Annotated in this window: 11 protein-coding genes; 10 read left to right on the plus strand and 1 reads right to left on the minus strand. The window is 44.6% G+C overall.

Annotated elements, in window-relative coordinates:
• The first annotated feature begins 418 nt into the window (after positions 1-418).
• Positions 419-4207: a phosphoribosylformylglycinamidine synthase gene (locus OKX56_RS14170; RefSeq protein ID WP_019224605.1), complete on the plus strand. Its 3789-nt coding sequence runs from the start codon at positions 419-421 to the stop codon at positions 4205-4207.
• A 90-nt stretch (positions 4208-4297) separates the two neighbouring features.
• Here OKX56_RS14170 and OKX56_RS14175 read toward each other — a convergent pair whose 3' ends face one another.
• Positions 4298-4648: a NusG domain II-containing protein gene (locus OKX56_RS14175; RefSeq protein ID WP_019224606.1), complete on the minus strand. Its 351-nt coding sequence runs from the start codon at positions 4646-4648 to the stop codon at positions 4298-4300.
• Positions 4649-4980: 332 nt separating this feature from the next.
• Here OKX56_RS14175 and fba point away from each other — a divergent pair, with 332 nt between their 5' ends.
• The 9 genes from fba (at position 4981) to pnpS (ending at position 17181) form a co-directional block, all read left to right on the plus strand.
• Positions 4981-5907, plus strand: a complete 927-nt coding sequence (fba, locus tag OKX56_RS14180) for a class II fructose-1,6-bisphosphate aldolase (protein WP_019224607.1) — start codon at positions 4981-4983, stop codon at positions 5905-5907.
• Positions 5908-6081: 174 nt separating this feature from the next.
• Positions 6082-8193 (plus strand): ATP-binding protein, encoded by a 2112-nt coding sequence (locus OKX56_RS14185; RefSeq protein ID WP_019224608.1) that lies wholly within the window; start codon positions 6082-6084, stop codon positions 8191-8193.
• A gap of 243 nt (positions 8194-8436) precedes the next feature.
• Entirely contained in the window at positions 8437-8802 is a 366-nt protein-coding gene (locus OKX56_RS14190; RefSeq protein ID WP_019224609.1) for a response regulator, read from the plus strand.
• Between the two features lie 214 nt (positions 8803-9016).
• Positions 9017-10381 carry a citrate/2-methylcitrate synthase gene (locus OKX56_RS14195; protein ID WP_019224610.1) on the plus strand — a complete coding sequence of 455 codons (1365 nt, stop codon included), beginning with the start codon at positions 9017-9019 and terminating at the stop codon, positions 10379-10381.
• A 44-nt stretch (positions 10382-10425) separates the two neighbouring features.
• A complete protein-coding gene (gene trmB, locus OKX56_RS14200) occupies positions 10426-11061 on the plus strand; it encodes a tRNA (guanosine(46)-N7)-methyltransferase TrmB (protein WP_019224611.1) in 636 nt (211 codons plus the stop codon).
• A gap of 49 nt (positions 11062-11110) precedes the next feature.
• Positions 11111-13468, plus strand: coding sequence for an ATP-dependent DNA helicase (locus OKX56_RS14205; RefSeq protein ID WP_019224612.1), 2358 nt, complete (start codon positions 11111-11113; stop codon positions 13466-13468).
• Positions 13469-13687: 219 nt separating this feature from the next.
• A complete protein-coding gene (locus OKX56_RS14210) occupies positions 13688-14524 on the plus strand; it encodes a phosphate ABC transporter substrate-binding protein (RefSeq protein ID WP_019224613.1) in 837 nt (278 codons plus the stop codon).
• A 192-nt stretch (positions 14525-14716) separates the two neighbouring features.
• Positions 14717-15412, plus strand: coding sequence for a response regulator transcription factor (locus OKX56_RS14215; protein ID WP_019224614.1), 696 nt, complete (start codon positions 14717-14719; stop codon positions 15410-15412).
• Positions 15412-17181, plus strand: coding sequence for a two-component system histidine kinase PnpS (pnpS, locus tag OKX56_RS14220; protein WP_019224615.1), 1770 nt, complete (start codon positions 15412-15414; stop codon positions 17179-17181). The genes OKX56_RS14215 and pnpS overlap by 1 nt, the downstream gene beginning before the upstream one ends.
• Positions 17182-17230 lie beyond the last annotated feature (49 nt).

Consider the following 17230-nt stretch of genomic DNA (forward strand, 5'->3'; position numbering starts at 1 on the left):
GTTTTCTTCCGTCGGTTTGAGTATTCTATATCCGAAAAGGTTTGTTGCCCCATTTTTACCACCTGTTACTGTTTTCTTTAATTTTACCATTTTTTTGTCCGGGGGGCGATTTAATCAGTGTTTCCCTTAGTTAATTCTACTATAAAATACATGTAAAGGAACTATTTCGAATAGGCAACTTTATAATTGCAGAACATTCTGTTTTCCCTTGACGGCCAGTCTTTTCGAATTATACTAATACTAAACGAATATATTCGACTCAATATGCACAGCCATTCGGTATTTATGCTGCGGATCACAAAATCGACGCAGTGGGTCTACCAATAAAACAGGTATTGTGATATGGACTGCATGAGCGTAAAATGTACAAGACAGAAGTTAGAATTATGTTGCACACCAGAAATGGAGGTACTATATTTTGTTACAAGCTGTAAAAAGATTGTATGTGGAGAAAAAACAGGGGTTCAATATCGAAGCTCAGGGACTTTTTGCAGATCTTCGGGATAATTTAAGCATTGCAGGACTGCAGGGGGTCAGAACGATCAACCGCTATGATATTTCCGGGATTACCGATGAAGAATATGAGAAATCCCGTACGATTATTTTTGCCGAGCCTCCCTTGGATATCCTTTACGAGGAAACGCTGGACATCTCGTCAGGGGACAGGGTCTTTGCGATGGAGTATCTGCCAGGTCAGTACGATCAACGGGCGGATTCGGCAGCCCAATGTATCCAGATGCTGACCCAGAAAGAGCGTCCGCTGATTGCTTCAGCCAAAGTGATTATCCTGGAAGGAAAACTATCGGATCAGGACTTTGCAAGAATCAAACAATACTGCATTAACCCGGTCGAATCGCGGGAAGCTTCGCTGGCAAAACCGCAGAGTCTAGAATTTGAAGCAGCAGAACCGGCCGACGTTGAAACGATGGAAGGATTTATCACCAAAACACCGGAAGAAATTACTGCGATGCAGCAGCACATGAATCTTGCCATGAGCGTCGAAGACTTGCTGTTCTGTCAGTCCTATTTCCGGGATACGGAAAAAAGAAACCCGACCATGACTGAAATTAAAACGATTGACACTTACTGGTCCGATCACTGCCGGCACACGACATTCCAGACTGAAATTGAAGAAGTCGATATTAAGGATGGAATTTTTTCCGGGCCTATCAAAACGGCTTTCGATTGCTATAAGGCTTCCAGAGCTAAGGTATATCAGGACAAGCTGCCCACTAAGGACATTTGTCTGATGGATATCGCTACAATAGGGATGAAAGAGCTTAAAATGGCAGGCCTCCTTGATGATCTGGATGAATCCGATGAAATCAATGCCTGCAGTATTGTTGTGACTGCCGAGGTGAACGGCCGGGAAGAAGAATGGCTGGTAATGTTTAAAAACGAAACGCATAATCATCCGACAGAAATCGAACCGTTTGGCGGTGCTGCCACCTGTCTGGGCGGTGCGATCCGAGACCCGTTGTCAGGCCGGACCTATGTCTATCAGGCGATGCGGGTCACCGGCAGCGGCGATCCACGGGCAAAGGTCGAAGATACTTTATCCGGTAAACTGCCTCAAAGAAAGATTACCACCGTTGCTGCAGCCGGATATAGTTCTTACGGCAATCAAATCGGACTGGCGACAGGTCAGGTCGCCGAAGTCTATGACGAAGGCTTTATCGCTAAAAGAATGGAGATCGGTGCGGTTATCGGTGCTGCCCCCAGAAAAAACGTCATCCGCAAACCTCCTGAAGAAGGTGATGTGATCGTGCTGGTTGGCGGCAGGACAGGCCGGGACGGCTGCGGCGGAGCGACGGGCTCTTCCAAAGAACATACGCTGGAATCGCTGACCAGCTGCGGCGCCGAAGTTCAGAAGGGCAATCCGCCGAATGAAAGAAAGATTCAGCGGCTGTTCCGCAACCCGGAAGTCAGTACGCTTATTAAAAAATGCAACGATTTTGGCGCCGGTGGTGTCTCTGTTGCCGTGGGGGAACTGACTGACGGCCTTGATATCTGTCTGGATGCCGTGCCAAAAAAATACGAAAGTCTGGATGGGACAGAACTGGCGATTTCCGAATCCCAGGAACGCATGGCTGTCGTCCTGGCAGCTGAGGATTGGGATAAATTTAAATGCCTGGCAACCGAAGAAAATCTTGAAGCAACCATTATTGCCCGGGTAACCGGCGATCATCGGCTTAAAATGTCCTGGCGGAGCAAGACGATCTTAGATCTCAGCCGTGACTTTCTGAATACCAATGGGGTCAAACAAAAGACGAAGGTTGAAGTGGCAGCACCGCTGGAAACACAAAATTACTTTAACGCTATCCCCAGCCCAGTGACCCGGGAACTGCCGGATTTACGTAAAGCCTGGAATGCTAATTTAGGCGATTTGAATGTCTGCAGTAAAAAGGGACTGATCGAGAGATTTGACAGTACGATCGGCGCGGCATCGGTACTCATGCCGTTAGGCGGGAAATACCAGCTGACCCCGGCTGAAGGCATGGTTGCCAAACTGCCGGTACTTGAAGGTGATACGACGACAGCTACGATCATGACGTATGGCTATAACCCGCAACTGGCCAAATGGAGCCCGTTTCACGGGGCTTTATATGCGGTGCTGGATGCCGTTGCGAAAGCAGTGGCCATAGGCGGAGATTACCGCAAGATACGCCTTACCTTGCAGGAGTATTTTGGCAAACTCAACGACGCCGGCAAATGGGGGCAACCTTTCAGTGCTTTATTGGGCGCATATTATGCTCAAAAGCAGCTGGGCATTCCCGCTATAGGCGGAAAAGACAGTATGTCGGGCAGCTTTATGGAGCTGAATGTCCCGCCCACCCTGGTCGCATTTGCCGTTTGTACTGCAGATGCCCGCAAAGTCGTATCCCAGGAATTTAAACAGGCCGGAAGCAACGTGGTCCTGCTGAAACTGACCCGGGACGAACAGGAAATCCCTGACTTTACTATGGCGGCAAAAAACTTTGTAAAGGTCTTGGACTTGATTCAGTTAGGCTGGGTGCGCTCTTCACGTTCGATCAGAATGGGCGGGATTGCCGGCGCTGTCAGCGAGATGGCTTTCGGCAATATGATTGGTTTCCATTTCAGCAGACAAATAGAGTCTTCAGACCTGTTCCAGACAGATTATGGTTCGATTCTGTTGGAATTGGATGAGAAAGCTGACCTGCCTGCTTTGTTTGGCGATGTCGAATACGAATTACTCGGCTGCACGCAGGAGAAACCAGCAATCGCTGTCAACGGAGTCGAGTTGCTGCTGACGGATATGCTGAGCCAATGGGAAATGCCGCTGGAAAAAATCTTTCCAAGCAAGGTTGAGAATGCCGAAAATACCGAAAAACCCCGGGCAGTCAGCTTTGACAAGCGCAGTACTTTCAGACCGGCGATTAAAGCAGCAAAACCACGGGTATTTATCCCTGTTTTTCCGGGCACAAACTGTGAATATGATTCTGCCAAAGCTTTCACGAAAGCCGGTGGTCTGGTCGAAACCATGGTTATTCGAAATCTCAGCGCCGCAGATATTGAAGGTTCGATCAAAGAAATGGTCAAAATAATCAATAACTCCCAGATCATCATGCTTCCGGGCGGTTTTAGCGCCGGAGATGAACCGGACGGATCGGGAAAATTTATTGCCACCTTGTTTAATAACCCGCGCATCAAAGATGCCGTCATGAACCTTCTGAAACAGCGGGACGGCCTGATGCTCGGAATATGCAACGGCTTTCAGGCTTTGATTAAGCTGGGACTGGTCCCCTACGGGGAAATCAAAGAAATAAACGCAGAAGATCCTACGTTGACCTATAACAAGATCGGACGCCACGTTTCCTGCATGGCTCGGACCAAGGTTGTTTCCACACTTTCCCCCTGGTTTAGCGGTATTGAATTGGGCGAGACACATACCATTCCGGTTTCGCATGGCGAAGGAAGATTTGTCGCGAGTCCTGAAGTCATCAGCAAGCTGATCCAGAACGGGCAGATCGCTACCCAATATGTCGATCTGAATGGAACACCAAGCAACGATAGCAAGGATAATTCGAATGGTTCCTTTGACGCCATTGAAGGGATCACCAGCCCTGACGGACGGGTATTGGGCAAAATGGCGCATTCCGAACGGACCGGAACCGGTGTTGCTGTAAACGTCCCCGGCAACAAATACCAGCCCATTTTTGAGGGCGGCATCCATTATTTCAAGTAAAAGTTCCTATTCAAATCATACACCCCCAGTCCTTTGGCTGGGGGTGTTATTGTCGTGTTATTGCATTTATTCCGGTAGATGAACGCAAGTTTAGTTCTCAGTAATATTGATAATTGCCTTATTGGGCAGACAAACAGCATAATCCCCTGGGTTTTCCAGCCAGCCTGTCCGGACACAAATCTGGTCGGGACAGTTGGTTTCTTTAAATCTGATGCGGCCTTTTTCCACCAGAACAATCTCATGGTATTTGCCTGGAAGGGTAATTTCCCGCGGTTCCTGAACCGCATTTAAATCAATACGTTCGATAAGCACGTTATTCTGTGTGATTTCGGCAAACCTGAGGTCTTTTTCATTTTGGGATTGATAGAATTTTATTCTACCTAAACCGATGAGCACGATTAAGATAATGATGCCAACTAGGATAATATCATGTTTCTTCATGGTATTTGTAGGTCCTCCTTGAGCATTCTCCTTATGGATGTCTGACTGAACAGCACAAGAAAAACAGAACATAACTTTCTTCATTCAAACATACTATAATTGATCAAGCAAAACAGTGTCAAGATGTCAAAAGGGAAAGCATGATATGACATATCGATATAATGAAAATGTAGGCAAATGATGTCGAATGAATAAGTAAGTTTATAAGGACTATTGAAGTTTTCAGGCAATTAATATAAACTAAAGCCGTCACTAAAACGGTAAAAATAATTTTTCAACTGGGTAATACTATACAAAAGCATACATATAAAAAATATCTGGAGGGAATTAATATGCCACTGGTAACTTCTGCTGAAATGTTTAAAAAAGTCTATGGAAAATGTGCTGTCGGAGCATTTAACGTTAACAATATGGAAATTATTCAGGGAATTGTTGATGCTGCGAAGGAAGAAAAAGCACCTTTAATTTTACAGGTTTCTGCGGGTGCCCGGAAATATGCCAAACATATTTACTTAATGAAGCTGGTAGAGGCTGCAGTGGAGGATACGGGTTTGCCGATCTGCCTGCATTTGGATCACGGGGAAGACTTTGAGATTTGTAAGGCTTGTGTTGACGGCGGTTTCACATCGGTGATGATCGATGGTTCTAAGCTGTCTTTTGCCGAAAATATTGCGGTTACCAAAAAGGTTGTAGAGTACGCCCATGCGAAAGGCGTCGTCGTGGAAGCCGAATTAGGCAGACTTGCCGGCATTGAAGATGCAGTAAATGTCAGTGCTAAGGACAGCAGCTATACGGATCCGGAGCAGGCTGCCGAATTTGTCCATAAAACTGGCTGTGATTCCCTGGCTGTTGCGATTGGCACCAGTCACGGAGCGTATAAGTTCAAGGGAGAAGCGATGCTTGATTTCGAGCGTCTTGAAAAGATAGCCTCTCTGCTTCCTGGCTTCCCATTAGTTTTACACGGCGCGTCTACGGTACTGCCGGAATTTGTGGCAAAATGCAACGAATACGGAGGAGATATCAAGGGAGCGCAGGGTGTCCCCGAAGACATGCTTCATAAGGCTGGGACCATGGGAGTCTGCAAAATAAATATTGATACCGATCTGCGCCTTGCCATGACGGCTTCAATCCGCGAGTATTTGGCGAATAGTCCTGCTGATTTTGATCCCCGTCAGTATCTAAAACCGGCTAGAGAAGCCATCAAAAATATGGTTAAGCATAAGATTGCTAATGTCTTAAACTGCAGTAATCAGCTCTAAGAATAGTATAGTGAGCGAACGACAAATAAAAGAGTATACTTAGTGGAAATACGAAATATTGCGAAAAAAGTAGACAGTTTAAGTCTGCTTTTTTATTTGATATAATGGAAAAAGGTATTTTGTAGATTTATGTAGAATTTTCCCAGAAACAATTTTTATAAGTAGGGATATTAATTGGAAAATAATCGGAGAAGACTGGCAAGAACGGTTAACGTTCTTATTCTTGCTTTGCTGGTATTAATTCAAATTCTCTTGATCAGGTCCTGGTATAATAAGACCCTTGATGATATCGGCATCAACGCGATGACCATCTCTCGGGTTGTTGCTGACAGTGTTAATATTGCTGAATATGAAAAGTTACTTGCGGAGAAAGAGCCTAATGATTATTTTAGAGAGATGCAGGCATATTTTCAGCGTATTCAAGCTGAAACCGGAGTAAAGTATGTATATGTCGAGCATCGAATATCACCCAGCCAAATTGAATACATTTTCGATTCGGAGAAGGTGTCTTTAGGAGAGACCGATGAACTGTCTACACCGGCAGCACATACGCATACCAAAGCTTTTCACACGAGAGCGCAGACTTCAACGCTTTGGGGTACTTTGATTACCGGCTATGCACCATTGGTCAATGCCGAGGGTCAGGTCATAGGCGCAGTCGGAACAGATGTAGATATCCAATATATTTATCAGGAATTGGCCAAACGCGTCGGGCAGATCATTCTTTATACAGCAGCCATGGTCGTTCTCTTCGGCTTGCTTATTTATTTCACGCTCAGTGAAGAAATACGAAGACGGCGCGTCGTCGAAAAAAATCTTAAACAAAGTATGCAGTCTGTGAAAAATTTACTCAATAATGCCGGGCAGGGCTTCCTGTCTTTTGGATCAGACCTGTGTATTGAACCTGAATACAGCATTGAATGCCAGAGATTATTGGGTCCTGACTTAGATAAACGTAACTTTTCGGACTTAATTTATCCGGAGGACCAGGAACAAAGAGACTTTGTGAACAAAGTTCTTCTGGAATGTTTTCAGGAGAATGACCCGGTACGCAGGGAGGTATTCCTTTCTTTTCTGCCGGATGTCATTTTCCTGAATAACTACTATATAAAAATCGAATACAAGTTTATCGTGGATAAGTGTCAGGAAGAAGCACAAGCTTTGATGGTTATCTTAACGGATGCTACGGAAAAACGCGCTTTGCAGGAACAAATGGAAAATGAACGCAAAACACTTAAAATGATTGTTAAGGCTGTTATCAGCCGTAATGACCTTTTGGAACTTATTTCAGATTACCAGCGTTTTTGCCAGATGACCGTACCGCAGCTGGTTATTTGCAAAGAACCGCTTCAGCGGGTAATTGTCGATGTCAAACGAAGGATTCATACCTTTAAAGGGGAATTTGGCCAGTTTGAGATGATGCATATGGTTCGTTCTCTTCACCATCTTGAAGAAGAGATCAAATCTTTTGAACAAAGGGATTCAGCAACCAGTACTGGTTTAGGTATGCTCCTGCAAAATTTGAATCTTGAACATGCTCTGAATGAAGGTTTGCGTATTCTGCAGTCAACACTAGGGGAGAATTTTATTGTCAGAGATAAAATCATCGAGATTCCGGAAGCAAAACTGCTTGAATTGGAAGATCAAATAGCGACGCTTATTCCATCGCAGGAGGCCAATATTTTGATTACCAAAGTCAGGCAATTGCGTTACCGCTCGTTCAAAGAGCTTTTAGCTGCTTACCCTAATACTATAGAAGGCTTAGCTCAGGGCTTGGAGAAATCGTTGTATCCTCTTGAACTAGAAGGCGGAGAGTTTCCTGTAGATACAAAAAGGTATCAGGCCTTTACCAAATCACTGATTCATATTTTTGCGAACTGCGTAGATCATGGCATTGAAAACAGGGAAGACAGAATCAAAGCCGGAAAAGAAGAAAAGGGCCGCGTTGTCTGCGAAATGAAATTAGTTCAAGATCAAATATTATTAAAGATCGCTGATGACGGCAAAGGCTTAGACTTGGAAGGAATCAAACAAAAAGCGCTTGAGCTTGGGGTATTTACCGCAGAACAACTGGCAGAGCTGGACGATAAAGATATTATCCCACTTATTTTTGAAGACGGGCTTTCCAGCAAAGACAGTGCATCGATGATTTCGGGACGCGGCATCGGCATGGCGATCGTTAAACAAGAACTTGAAAAAATAGGCGGTCATTTGGACATTGTGACAAACCCTGATACCGGAACAGAATTCAATTTTCTGCTGCCAATGGAAGGTGGCGCTATCTAGTACAAGGTTCTCAAATTCCCTGCTCAAATCATTCATAAAGCTTGATTACCCACAATGAGGTCTGGGGGTCACAATTCCAGCGTTAAGCGAAGCATGGAGGCGGAGCGCGGCTGTTTGCGCCACGGATGGCGCAACAGCCGAAAGCGGAATTGTGGCGCACAGGCCAACCCGGGAGTTTAACGCAATCCTCTATTTGAGAATTTATTTCAGGAACGTTGTACTAGTTACAACTGAGGAGGAAAAATGGCTAAGGTATTAATCGTTGATGACTCTGCAATTATGAGGAGAAATTTAGCTGCTATCATGGGGAGAGGCGGGCATGAAGTCATAGGCGAAGCGCTCAATGGCATGCAGGCCCTGGCTGAATATGGAAATTTGCATCCGGATATTGTGACAATGGATATTACGATGCCTCTGTCAGACGGCATCGAGGCGCTTGGTAAATTGCTCGGCAGGTACCCTGATGCCAGGGTGGTTATGATAAGCGCAATTAACCAAAAAGACAGGGTCTTCGAGGCAATTAAATTGGGCGCCAAGAATTACATTATTAAACCTTTTGAGGAAGACAAGGTAATCAATATTATAAACCAGGTCCTGGGTTTAAAATAATAGTTATCCATGTGAATCAAAGATGATGTAAGGCCGACGAAGAGAGGCGGTTCTTTCTTTGTTGGCCTTCTTGTTAGGGTAAATAAATGATATTTACAACAAACAACCCTGATAGTATAATAAAGTTGTTTGAAAGAACGGCCATATCCTATTTTAAGGATAATCAATCAAATAAGGTAAATGAGACAGGATTAACTAAGAATCGGAGGAGAAAATGACCAGCAATAAAAAGGAAACAATTGATTCTTTTACACATAAGTACAGCAAGATCTGTCAGGAAAACAGCTGGATTGATCCAAGCCTCTATAATGAGTATGGCGTAAAACGCGGCTTAAGAGATAAGAACGGGGAAGGTGTACTTGCCGGGTTAACCAATATCTCTTTAATCAAGTCTCATGACGAAGTTGATGGAAAACGGATTCCCTGTGACGGAAAACTTCTTTACCGGGGATACAATATCACCGATTTGGTCAAAGGATTTGCACATAATCAGCAATATGGCTTTGAAGAAATAACTTATCTGCTTCTGTTTGGATCACTGCCTAATGAAGAACAATTAGCCCACTTTAAAGACATTTTAGTGGAAAGCAGAAATCTTCCTAAAAATTTTGTGCGTGATGTGATTATGAAAGCACCGAGCAGGGACATCATGAATTCTCTGACAAAGAGTGTTCTTACCCTGGCATCCTATGATGAGACCATAGACGATGTGTCTTTAGATAATGTTTTGCGGCAATGTCTGATGCTGATCAGCATTTTTCCGATGCTGTGCGTGTATGGGTATCATGCCTATAATCATTATGAATGCAACGAAAGCTTTTATATCCACAGACCTGATGACCAGCTCTCCACAGCTCAAAATATCCTGAAAATGTTAAGACCGGATAAACAATTTACAGAACTTGAGGCCAAGGTGCTTGATATCGCGCTTGTGCTGCATATGGAACATGGCGGGGGAAATAATTCTACGTTTACGACCAGAGTTGTTTCTTCTTCCGGCTCGGATACGTATTCCGTCATTGCGGCGGCCTTATCCTCTCTGAAAGGGCCAAAACATGGCGGAGCAAATATCAAAGTTGTCGAGATGGTGGCTGATATCAAATCCCACGTTGCCAACCCTAGGGATGAAGAAGAGGTCAAAAGCTATTTAACGAAGATTTTGAACAAGGAAGTGTTTGACCGAAGAGGTCTTATCTATGGGATGGGACATGCTGTTTATTCCATTTCCGACCCAAGGGCCCAAATCTTCAAAGGCTTTGTCGAGAAGCTGGCGGATGACAGAGACCGAAGAAGTGATTTTGAATTATATGCAATGATTGAGAGACTGGCTCCTCAGGTCATCGCTAAGGAACGGAAAATTTATAAAGGTGTCAGTGCCAATGTGGATTTTTACAGCGGCTTTGTTTACAGTATGCTGGATATTCCGCTGGAACTGTATACGCCGTTGTTTGCGATGGCCAGAATTGTCGGGTGGAGTGCTCACCGTTTGGAAGAACTGGTCAATGCAGATAAAATCATCAGACCGGCCTATGAAAGTCCCCTTATTGATAAGGATTATAGGGTAATGCAGGAACGGTAAGACCTCTATTCGATTGATAAGCATTGGAAGGAGACAGTGTATAATTGCGGCTTAGGAGAAAACGGAGCGCAAAGCCCGAACTAGAGAAAGACACCAAGACCATTTTAGCCCCTGCGGAATGCAAAGGGAAGTGGAATGAAGTATTCGACAATAATGATCCGGTTCATTTGGAACTGGGCTGCGGCCGGGGGGATTTTATCGCATCTCTTGCAGGCAAAACTAAAAATATCAATTATATTGCAATTGATTCCTACCCGGAAGTGCTGGTTTGTGTGTTAAGGAAACTTAATCAAAGCAAGCTGCCTAACGTCAGATTGGTTTCCATGCGTATTGAAGATACCGACAGTATTTTCGGACAGGATGAAATTGATAAAATCTATATTAATTTCTGCAATCCATGGCCCAGCAAACGGCACCATAAACGCAGGTTGACGCATCCTAACTTTCTGAGGAAGTACCAGACCTTTGTAAAGAAAGGATCGGAGGTTTGGTTCAAAACGGACGATGAACTACTTTTTGAGGATAGTCTGCAGTATTTTCAGGAGACCGGTTTTCAGGAATTATACCGGACATACGATTTGCATCAAAGTGGTTTTGAAGAAAATATCATGACCGAATACGAAACAAAATTTACAGGTCAGGGGATCAAGATTAAGTTTGCCGTTTTTAAGTATGAATAAATAGGATTCGCACAATTTGCACCTATTTTTGGGAGAATGGACTGAAACCATGATTAAGCTTCCGATCAGACAGCTGGTTGAATTAATAATGCGCTGCGGGGACATTGACAGCAGGTATGCTTCCAAGGACAGGATGGCGGAAGGGGCTAAAGCGCACCGGATCCTGCAGAAGAGGAACCGTGAAACCTATGAGGACTATCGAAGCGAAGTTTCACTTTCTGAAGCATATTGTTACAATGGCATTGATTATACGTTGGAGGGACGTGCTGACGGCATTTTCAGCTGTGAAGGCCGGACCGTTATTGAAGAAATAAAAACCACGGTACTGCCATTGGATTCTATTGACAAGGATTTCAGCGGCGCTCATTGGGCGCAGGCTAAGTGCTATGCGTATATTTACGCTGTCCAGAACGCTCTGACAGAAGCCGTCGTTCAACTGACGTATTTCAATCTGGAGACCAATGAAACCAAACAATGGCTTAATTTTTTTGCAATCAGTGAACTGACGGAATTTATCGGCAGTCTTATTCAAAAGTATTCGGTATGGGCAAGCTTTTCTGCCGAATGGGCAGAGATTCGGGACCCCTCGATCAAGGCGCTTCAATTTCCTTTCCCGGTCTACCGGCAGGGGCAGCGGGAGTTGGCTGTACAGGCCTACCGGGCCATAGCCGGACGAAAGAAGCTGTTTGTGCAGGCCCCAACAGGAACCGGAAAAACCATCTCGGTGCTGTTTCCAGCCATCAAAGCGATGGGAGAGGCAAAAACCTCTAAACTATTCTATTTGACGGCTAAAACGATAACGCGTCAGGTTGCGGAAGAGGCATTCGAAAGAATGCGCCAAGGCGGTCTGAAAATGAAGACCTTGACGCTGACTGCTAAAGAAAAAATCTGCTTTTGTGAAAAGCCGGTCTGCCATCCCGAGTATTGTAAATATGCCAAAGGACATTACGACCGAATTAATGCAGCCATTTTAGATGCGATCAAAGAGTCTGATGATTTGTCCAGAAGTGTAATCGAGAAATACGCCCAGAAGCATACAGTCTGTCCGTTTGAACTTTCCCTGGATCTTTCGCTTTTGGCGGACTGCGTCATTTGTGACTACAACTATGTTTTTGATCCGAGAGCACATCTCAGACGCTTTTTTGCAGACAACAGCGGCGATTATGTGTTTCTGATCGATGAAGCCCACAACCTTGTGGACAGAGCGCGGGAAATGTTCTCAGCAAAGCTTGACAAAACTGCTTTTTACCAGGTGAAAAAAGCGTATAAGGGTAGAAATAAAGCGTTGGATAAAATCCTGAACCGCATCAATAAAAAGATGATTGACCTGCGTCATCAATGCGGGGAGCAGGGCTATCTGATTACGACGGAAATGCCCGCGGATTTTCTGAGCCTTCTTCAGCAATACACAGGAACTTGTGAATTGATGCTTAAGGAAAACAGAAGCTTAAGCGAGGATAGTGCTTTTCTTCAGCTCTATTTTGATGTGCTGGGTTTTACAGCAATCACTGAATTTTACGATGAAAGATACGTTACTTTTGTGGAAACCAAGCGGGATGAGGTAACCGTGAAGCTTTTCTGCCTTGATCCATCGTTTTTGCTGGGAGAGGCTCTTAAAAGGGGCAGTTCGGCGGTGATGTTTTCAGCGACGCTGTCTCCGCTGGAATATTTCCGGGAGGTACTTGGCGGAGGTGAAGCAGACCATATTCTCTCTCTCGATTCCCCATTTGATCATCGGAAGCTTTGCGTGCTGACGGCTGACTCTGTTTCGACCAAGTATAAAGAAAGAGAACAAAGCGCTCACCAGATTACCCGGATGATTGGTTCCTTTGTCGCCCAGAAAATGGGGAATTACATTGTTTATTTTCCATCGTATAAATATATGAACGATGTTTTTGCCGAGTTTGCTTCGGCCTGTCCCGATATCACCGCTGTGGCCCAGGAAGCTTCAATGGCTGAAGAAGAACGGGAACGTTTCCTGCTAAGTTTCAAAGAGAATCCTGAGAAAACCTATGTAGCTTTCTGCGTGCTCGGCGGAATATTCTCCGAAGGCATTGATCTGAAGGGAAGCAGGCTGATTGGTACGGCGATTGTAAGCGTGGGACTGCCCCAGCTAAGTGTTCAGCAGAATATCATTCGGGATTACTTTAACAGCAAAAACGGTCTCGGCTATGAATATGCGTATATGTATCCCGGAATGAACAAGGTGATGCAGGCTGCCGGCAGGGTGATTCGCAGCGAAAACGATATCGGTGCCGTTTTGCTTATTGACGAGCGGTACAGCAACAAGAAATATATAAAGCTGTTTCCAAAACACTGGATGCGGCGCAGAAACATCAAAGACAGCAAGTCTCTTGAGAAAAACCTCGGATTGTTCTGGCAGACAGGCAGTAAAGGTAATCCCTAAAAAGCAGGAAAGAATGAGAGAAGTAATAAGACATAAATATAGGACATAATAAAGATGCCTCAGAATAAACCGGAGGCATTTTTTTTATGCAATATTTACAGAATTGTTACAATTACGCAAAGTCTACGCAATAATAAATTGTTATTGTATATATAGCAAAAACATTGAAGGAGATCAGTTTATACTGAAAACTTTAATAATGAGAGGAAGAACTAAAAAATGAAAAAATTGTTTACGCTTATATTGGTAGGTATTCTGGCTTTAGCTTTCACCGGCTGCGGAAGCAAAGACAGCACTTCCCAATCCGACCAACAGCAGGCACAGACTGAGTCCGCAGAAATTACCATCGCAGGGTCCACCTCGGTTCAGCCAATTTCTGAAGCACTCACAGAAGCATTCATGGCGAAAAACCCGAACATAAAAGTTAACGTCCAGGGAGGCGGTTCCGGAGCAGGAATCAAAGCTGCCCAGGAAGGCACCGCGGATATCGGATCTTCTTCCCGTGAGCTGAAACCTGAAGAGACCGGTCTGACGGAAACCGTTATCTGTAAGGATGGCGTTGCTATCGTAGTCAATTCTAAAAACGTAGTCAAAGATCTGAGCATCGAGCAGATTAAAAAGATTTATAGCGGCAAAATCACCAACTGGAAAGAAGTTGGCGGAGCTAACCAGACAATCAATGTGATTACCAGAGAAGCGGGTTCCGGAACACGCGGAGCATTTGAAGAACTGGTCATGGGCAAAGATAATCCGATCAGTGACAAAGCGATTGTCCAGAACTCCACTGGTGCTGCGAGAACTTCTGTAGCCGGTGATGTGAATGCGATTGCCTATATTTCTATGGCAAACATTGATGACACGGTGAAAGCAGTAACCGTAGAAGGTATTGAGGCCAATGCGGAGAATGTCCTGAATGGCTCGTACAAAATCCAGCGTCCGTTCCTCTATCTGACCAAAGCGGCGCCTGCGGGTGCAGTGAAGACCTATATTGACTTTGTCATGTCGGATGAAGGACAAAGCGTCATTCAAAAAGAAGGTCTTGTATTGGTCAAATAAGTAATTTGGCAAAAAAATATGAAGATAGTTCATTTTGATTAAACAGGGTTGGCTTACCACCCTGTTTAATTGGTTTTGCCAGAAAGATGAAATACCTATTACTCTGTTATATAATATGAAATAAACACAGCTTGTACTTATTGGAGTGACATTAATTTTTGAATAAAAAAGGTTTTCCTAAGGGAGGACGATATGAGCAAAAGAATTATGGTTGTGGAAGATGAGGAAGCGATTGCCCGCTTGATCAGTTATAATCTTCAAAAAGAAGGATATGAAGTTCAGGTTTCAGGAGATGGACTTGACGCACTGCGGAAAATTCGCTCTGAAAAACCCGATTTGCTTATCCTTGATATTATGCTTCCTGGAATGGATGGCTATGAAATTTGCCAAGCAGTCAGGAAAGAAGACAGTTCTCTCCCTGTTATTATGTTGTCGGCGAGAGATGATGAGCTGGATAAAATTCTTGGTCTGGAACTTGGCGGGGATGACTATCTGACAAAACCATTCAGTCCGAGAGAGCTTATTGCCCGGGTACGCGCTTTATTGCGGCGGGCCCAAACGACTCAGGCAGCACCTGACCACGAGACTTTTTTGATCGACAGGCTGGCTGTTGATTTTTCCGGACGTGAAATTAGCGTGAATGATCAGATTGTACCGCTTACGCCAAAGGAGTTTGAACTACTGGAGTATTTAATCCGCCATCGAGGAAAAGTGGTAAGTCGAGATCAGCTGTTAGACAGAGTATGGAACTATGATTTCGCGGGTGATACCAGGATTGTTGATGTTCATATCAGCAGGCTTCGAGAAAAAATTGAGCCCGACCCTAAAAATCCGTCTTATATCCAGACGGTTCGAGGGATCGGATACAGGTTTAAGGAGCGGGGCTGATGTTGAAAAGTCTGAAAATGAAATTCACAGTTGGCTTTATTGCACTAGCACTGCTTTCAATGCTTGTATCAGGCGTTTATCTTATCAAGGTGCTCGATAACTATTTTATTGAAAATCTGCAGGCTAAACTTTTGGTTGAGGCGAAATTGGTCAGAGAAATGGTTATTGATGAATTTGGTTCGCTGAATATGGTCTCGGATATTGAAAAAATTACCGGTGATCTTGCAAACGTTACTAGCACCAGGGTTACGGTGATCGATGCAAATGGCGTTGTTCTGGGTGATTCTGAGCAGCTGCCGACGCTTATGGAGAACCATCTCGGGCGTCCCGAAATCCACCAGGCGATCAGCGAAGGTGTCGGGATAGCGGAGAGAGAAAGTACAACGCTTAATACGCAAATGATGTATCTGGCGCTGCCTGTTGAGAAAGACGGGGAAATTAAGGGCTTTGTTCGCCTGGCGCTTCCGATGCCCGAAATTACGACGGCCCTATCCAAACTGTGGAGCATGCTGTTCATAGCTCTCTTAATGGCTACAGTAATCGCCGGCATCTTAGGGTTTAAGCTATCGCAGCGTCTGACAAGGCCGATTCAGGAAATGACAGCCGCAGCTCAAAATATTGCTGGGGGTGATTTCAGCCTGCGTACCTACACGACCAGTCAGGATGAGATCGGGAAACTTGGGCAGGCTTTAAATCAAATGGCCCAGCAACTGAAAGAAATGATTGACGAAGTCTCAACCGGAAAAAGCAAGCTTGAAACAGTCTTAGCGAATATGGTCAGTGGCGTTATTTTTCTCAGAGAAGATGGTAAGATCGATTTGATTAATCCGGCAGCCCTGAAGATTCTGGAGATCGAACCGAAAAATGTCAATCGGCATCAAATTGAGATTATCAACAATTACCAATTAAGTACACTGATTGACACGGCACTAAAAACGCATAAGGCCGCCAAGGATGATTTATTAATATTATCCCCGCACGAGAAAAATATTGAAGTTAATATTACGCCGATTCTCGGAAAGGGGAATACCAACATCGGGGCCGTCATGGTGCTTCATGATATTACGGATCTCCGGAAACTGGAAACAATGCGCAGGGATTTTGTTGCCAATGTATCCCATGAATTAAGAACGCCTGTCACTTCACTCAAAGGATATGCGGAAACGCTGCTCGATGGTGCGCTTGATGACCCTGAGACGGCCAGAGAATTTGTCAGAATCATCTTGACAGAATCAGAACGGCTGCGGATGCTCGTTGATGACCTGCTGGAATTATCCAGAATTGAATCCGGGAAAGATTCGGTGGAATGGCAGAAAATTGATGTGAGTGCTTTACTGCACTCACTGGAGGTAAAGTTAAGGCCTCAGCTTGAAGCCAGGCAAATCGAACTTACTGTCGTTTGTCCAGAGAAGTTGCCATATGCCTGGGGAGATTACAGCATGATCGAGCAGGTGCTGACAAATTTGACGGACAATGCTATAAAATATTCCGCAATAGGGGAAAAGGTCAAAATCGTCGCTTCCGAAAAGTCTGACGGAATACTGTTTGAGGTGATTGATTCCGGGCCTGGAATTCCGGAGCATGATTTACCCCGGGTTTTTGAAAGGTTTTACCGGGTTGATAAAGGCAGGAATCGTAAACAAGGGGGGACGGGACTCGGATTGGCGATTGTCAAACATATTCTGGAGACCCATGGCACGAGGATACAAGTGGAGAGTACGCTGGGGCGGGGCTCACGATTCTATTTTATGCTGAGGAACAAGCTATGACTATTAAGTTTTAATAAAATCAAATATATCGAAAATATTAGAGATGTCT

The sequence above is a fragment of the Dehalobacter sp. genome (genome assembly GCF_030063005.1).
Classification (GTDB): Bacteria; Bacillota; Desulfitobacteriia; order Desulfitobacteriales; family Syntrophobotulaceae; genus Dehalobacter; species Dehalobacter restrictus.

Coding starts and splice junctions, on each gene's coding strand:
- OKX56_RS14175 (WP_019224606.1), bottom strand. CDS start 4,648: ATGAAGAAACATGATATTATCCTAGTTGGCATCATTATCTTAATCGTG.
- fba (WP_019224607.1), top strand. CDS start 4,981: ATGCCACTGGTAACTTCTGCTGAAATGTTTAAAAAAGTCTATGGAAAA.
- OKX56_RS14190 (WP_019224609.1), top strand. CDS start 8,437: ATGGCTAAGGTATTAATCGTTGATGACTCTGCAATTATGAGGAGAAAT.
- OKX56_RS14195 (WP_019224610.1), top strand. CDS start 9,017: ATGACCAGCAATAAAAAGGAAACAATTGATTCTTTTACACATAAGTAC.
- OKX56_RS14205 (WP_019224612.1), top strand. CDS start 11,111: ATGATTAAGCTTCCGATCAGACAGCTGGTTGAATTAATAATGCGCTGC.
- OKX56_RS14210 (WP_019224613.1), top strand. CDS start 13,688: ATGAAAAAATTGTTTACGCTTATATTGGTAGGTATTCTGGCTTTAGCT.
- OKX56_RS14215 (WP_019224614.1), top strand. CDS start 14,717: ATGAGCAAAAGAATTATGGTTGTGGAAGATGAGGAAGCGATTGCCCGC.
- pnpS (WP_019224615.1), top strand. CDS start 15,412: ATGTTGAAAAGTCTGAAAATGAAATTCACAGTTGGCTTTATTGCACTA.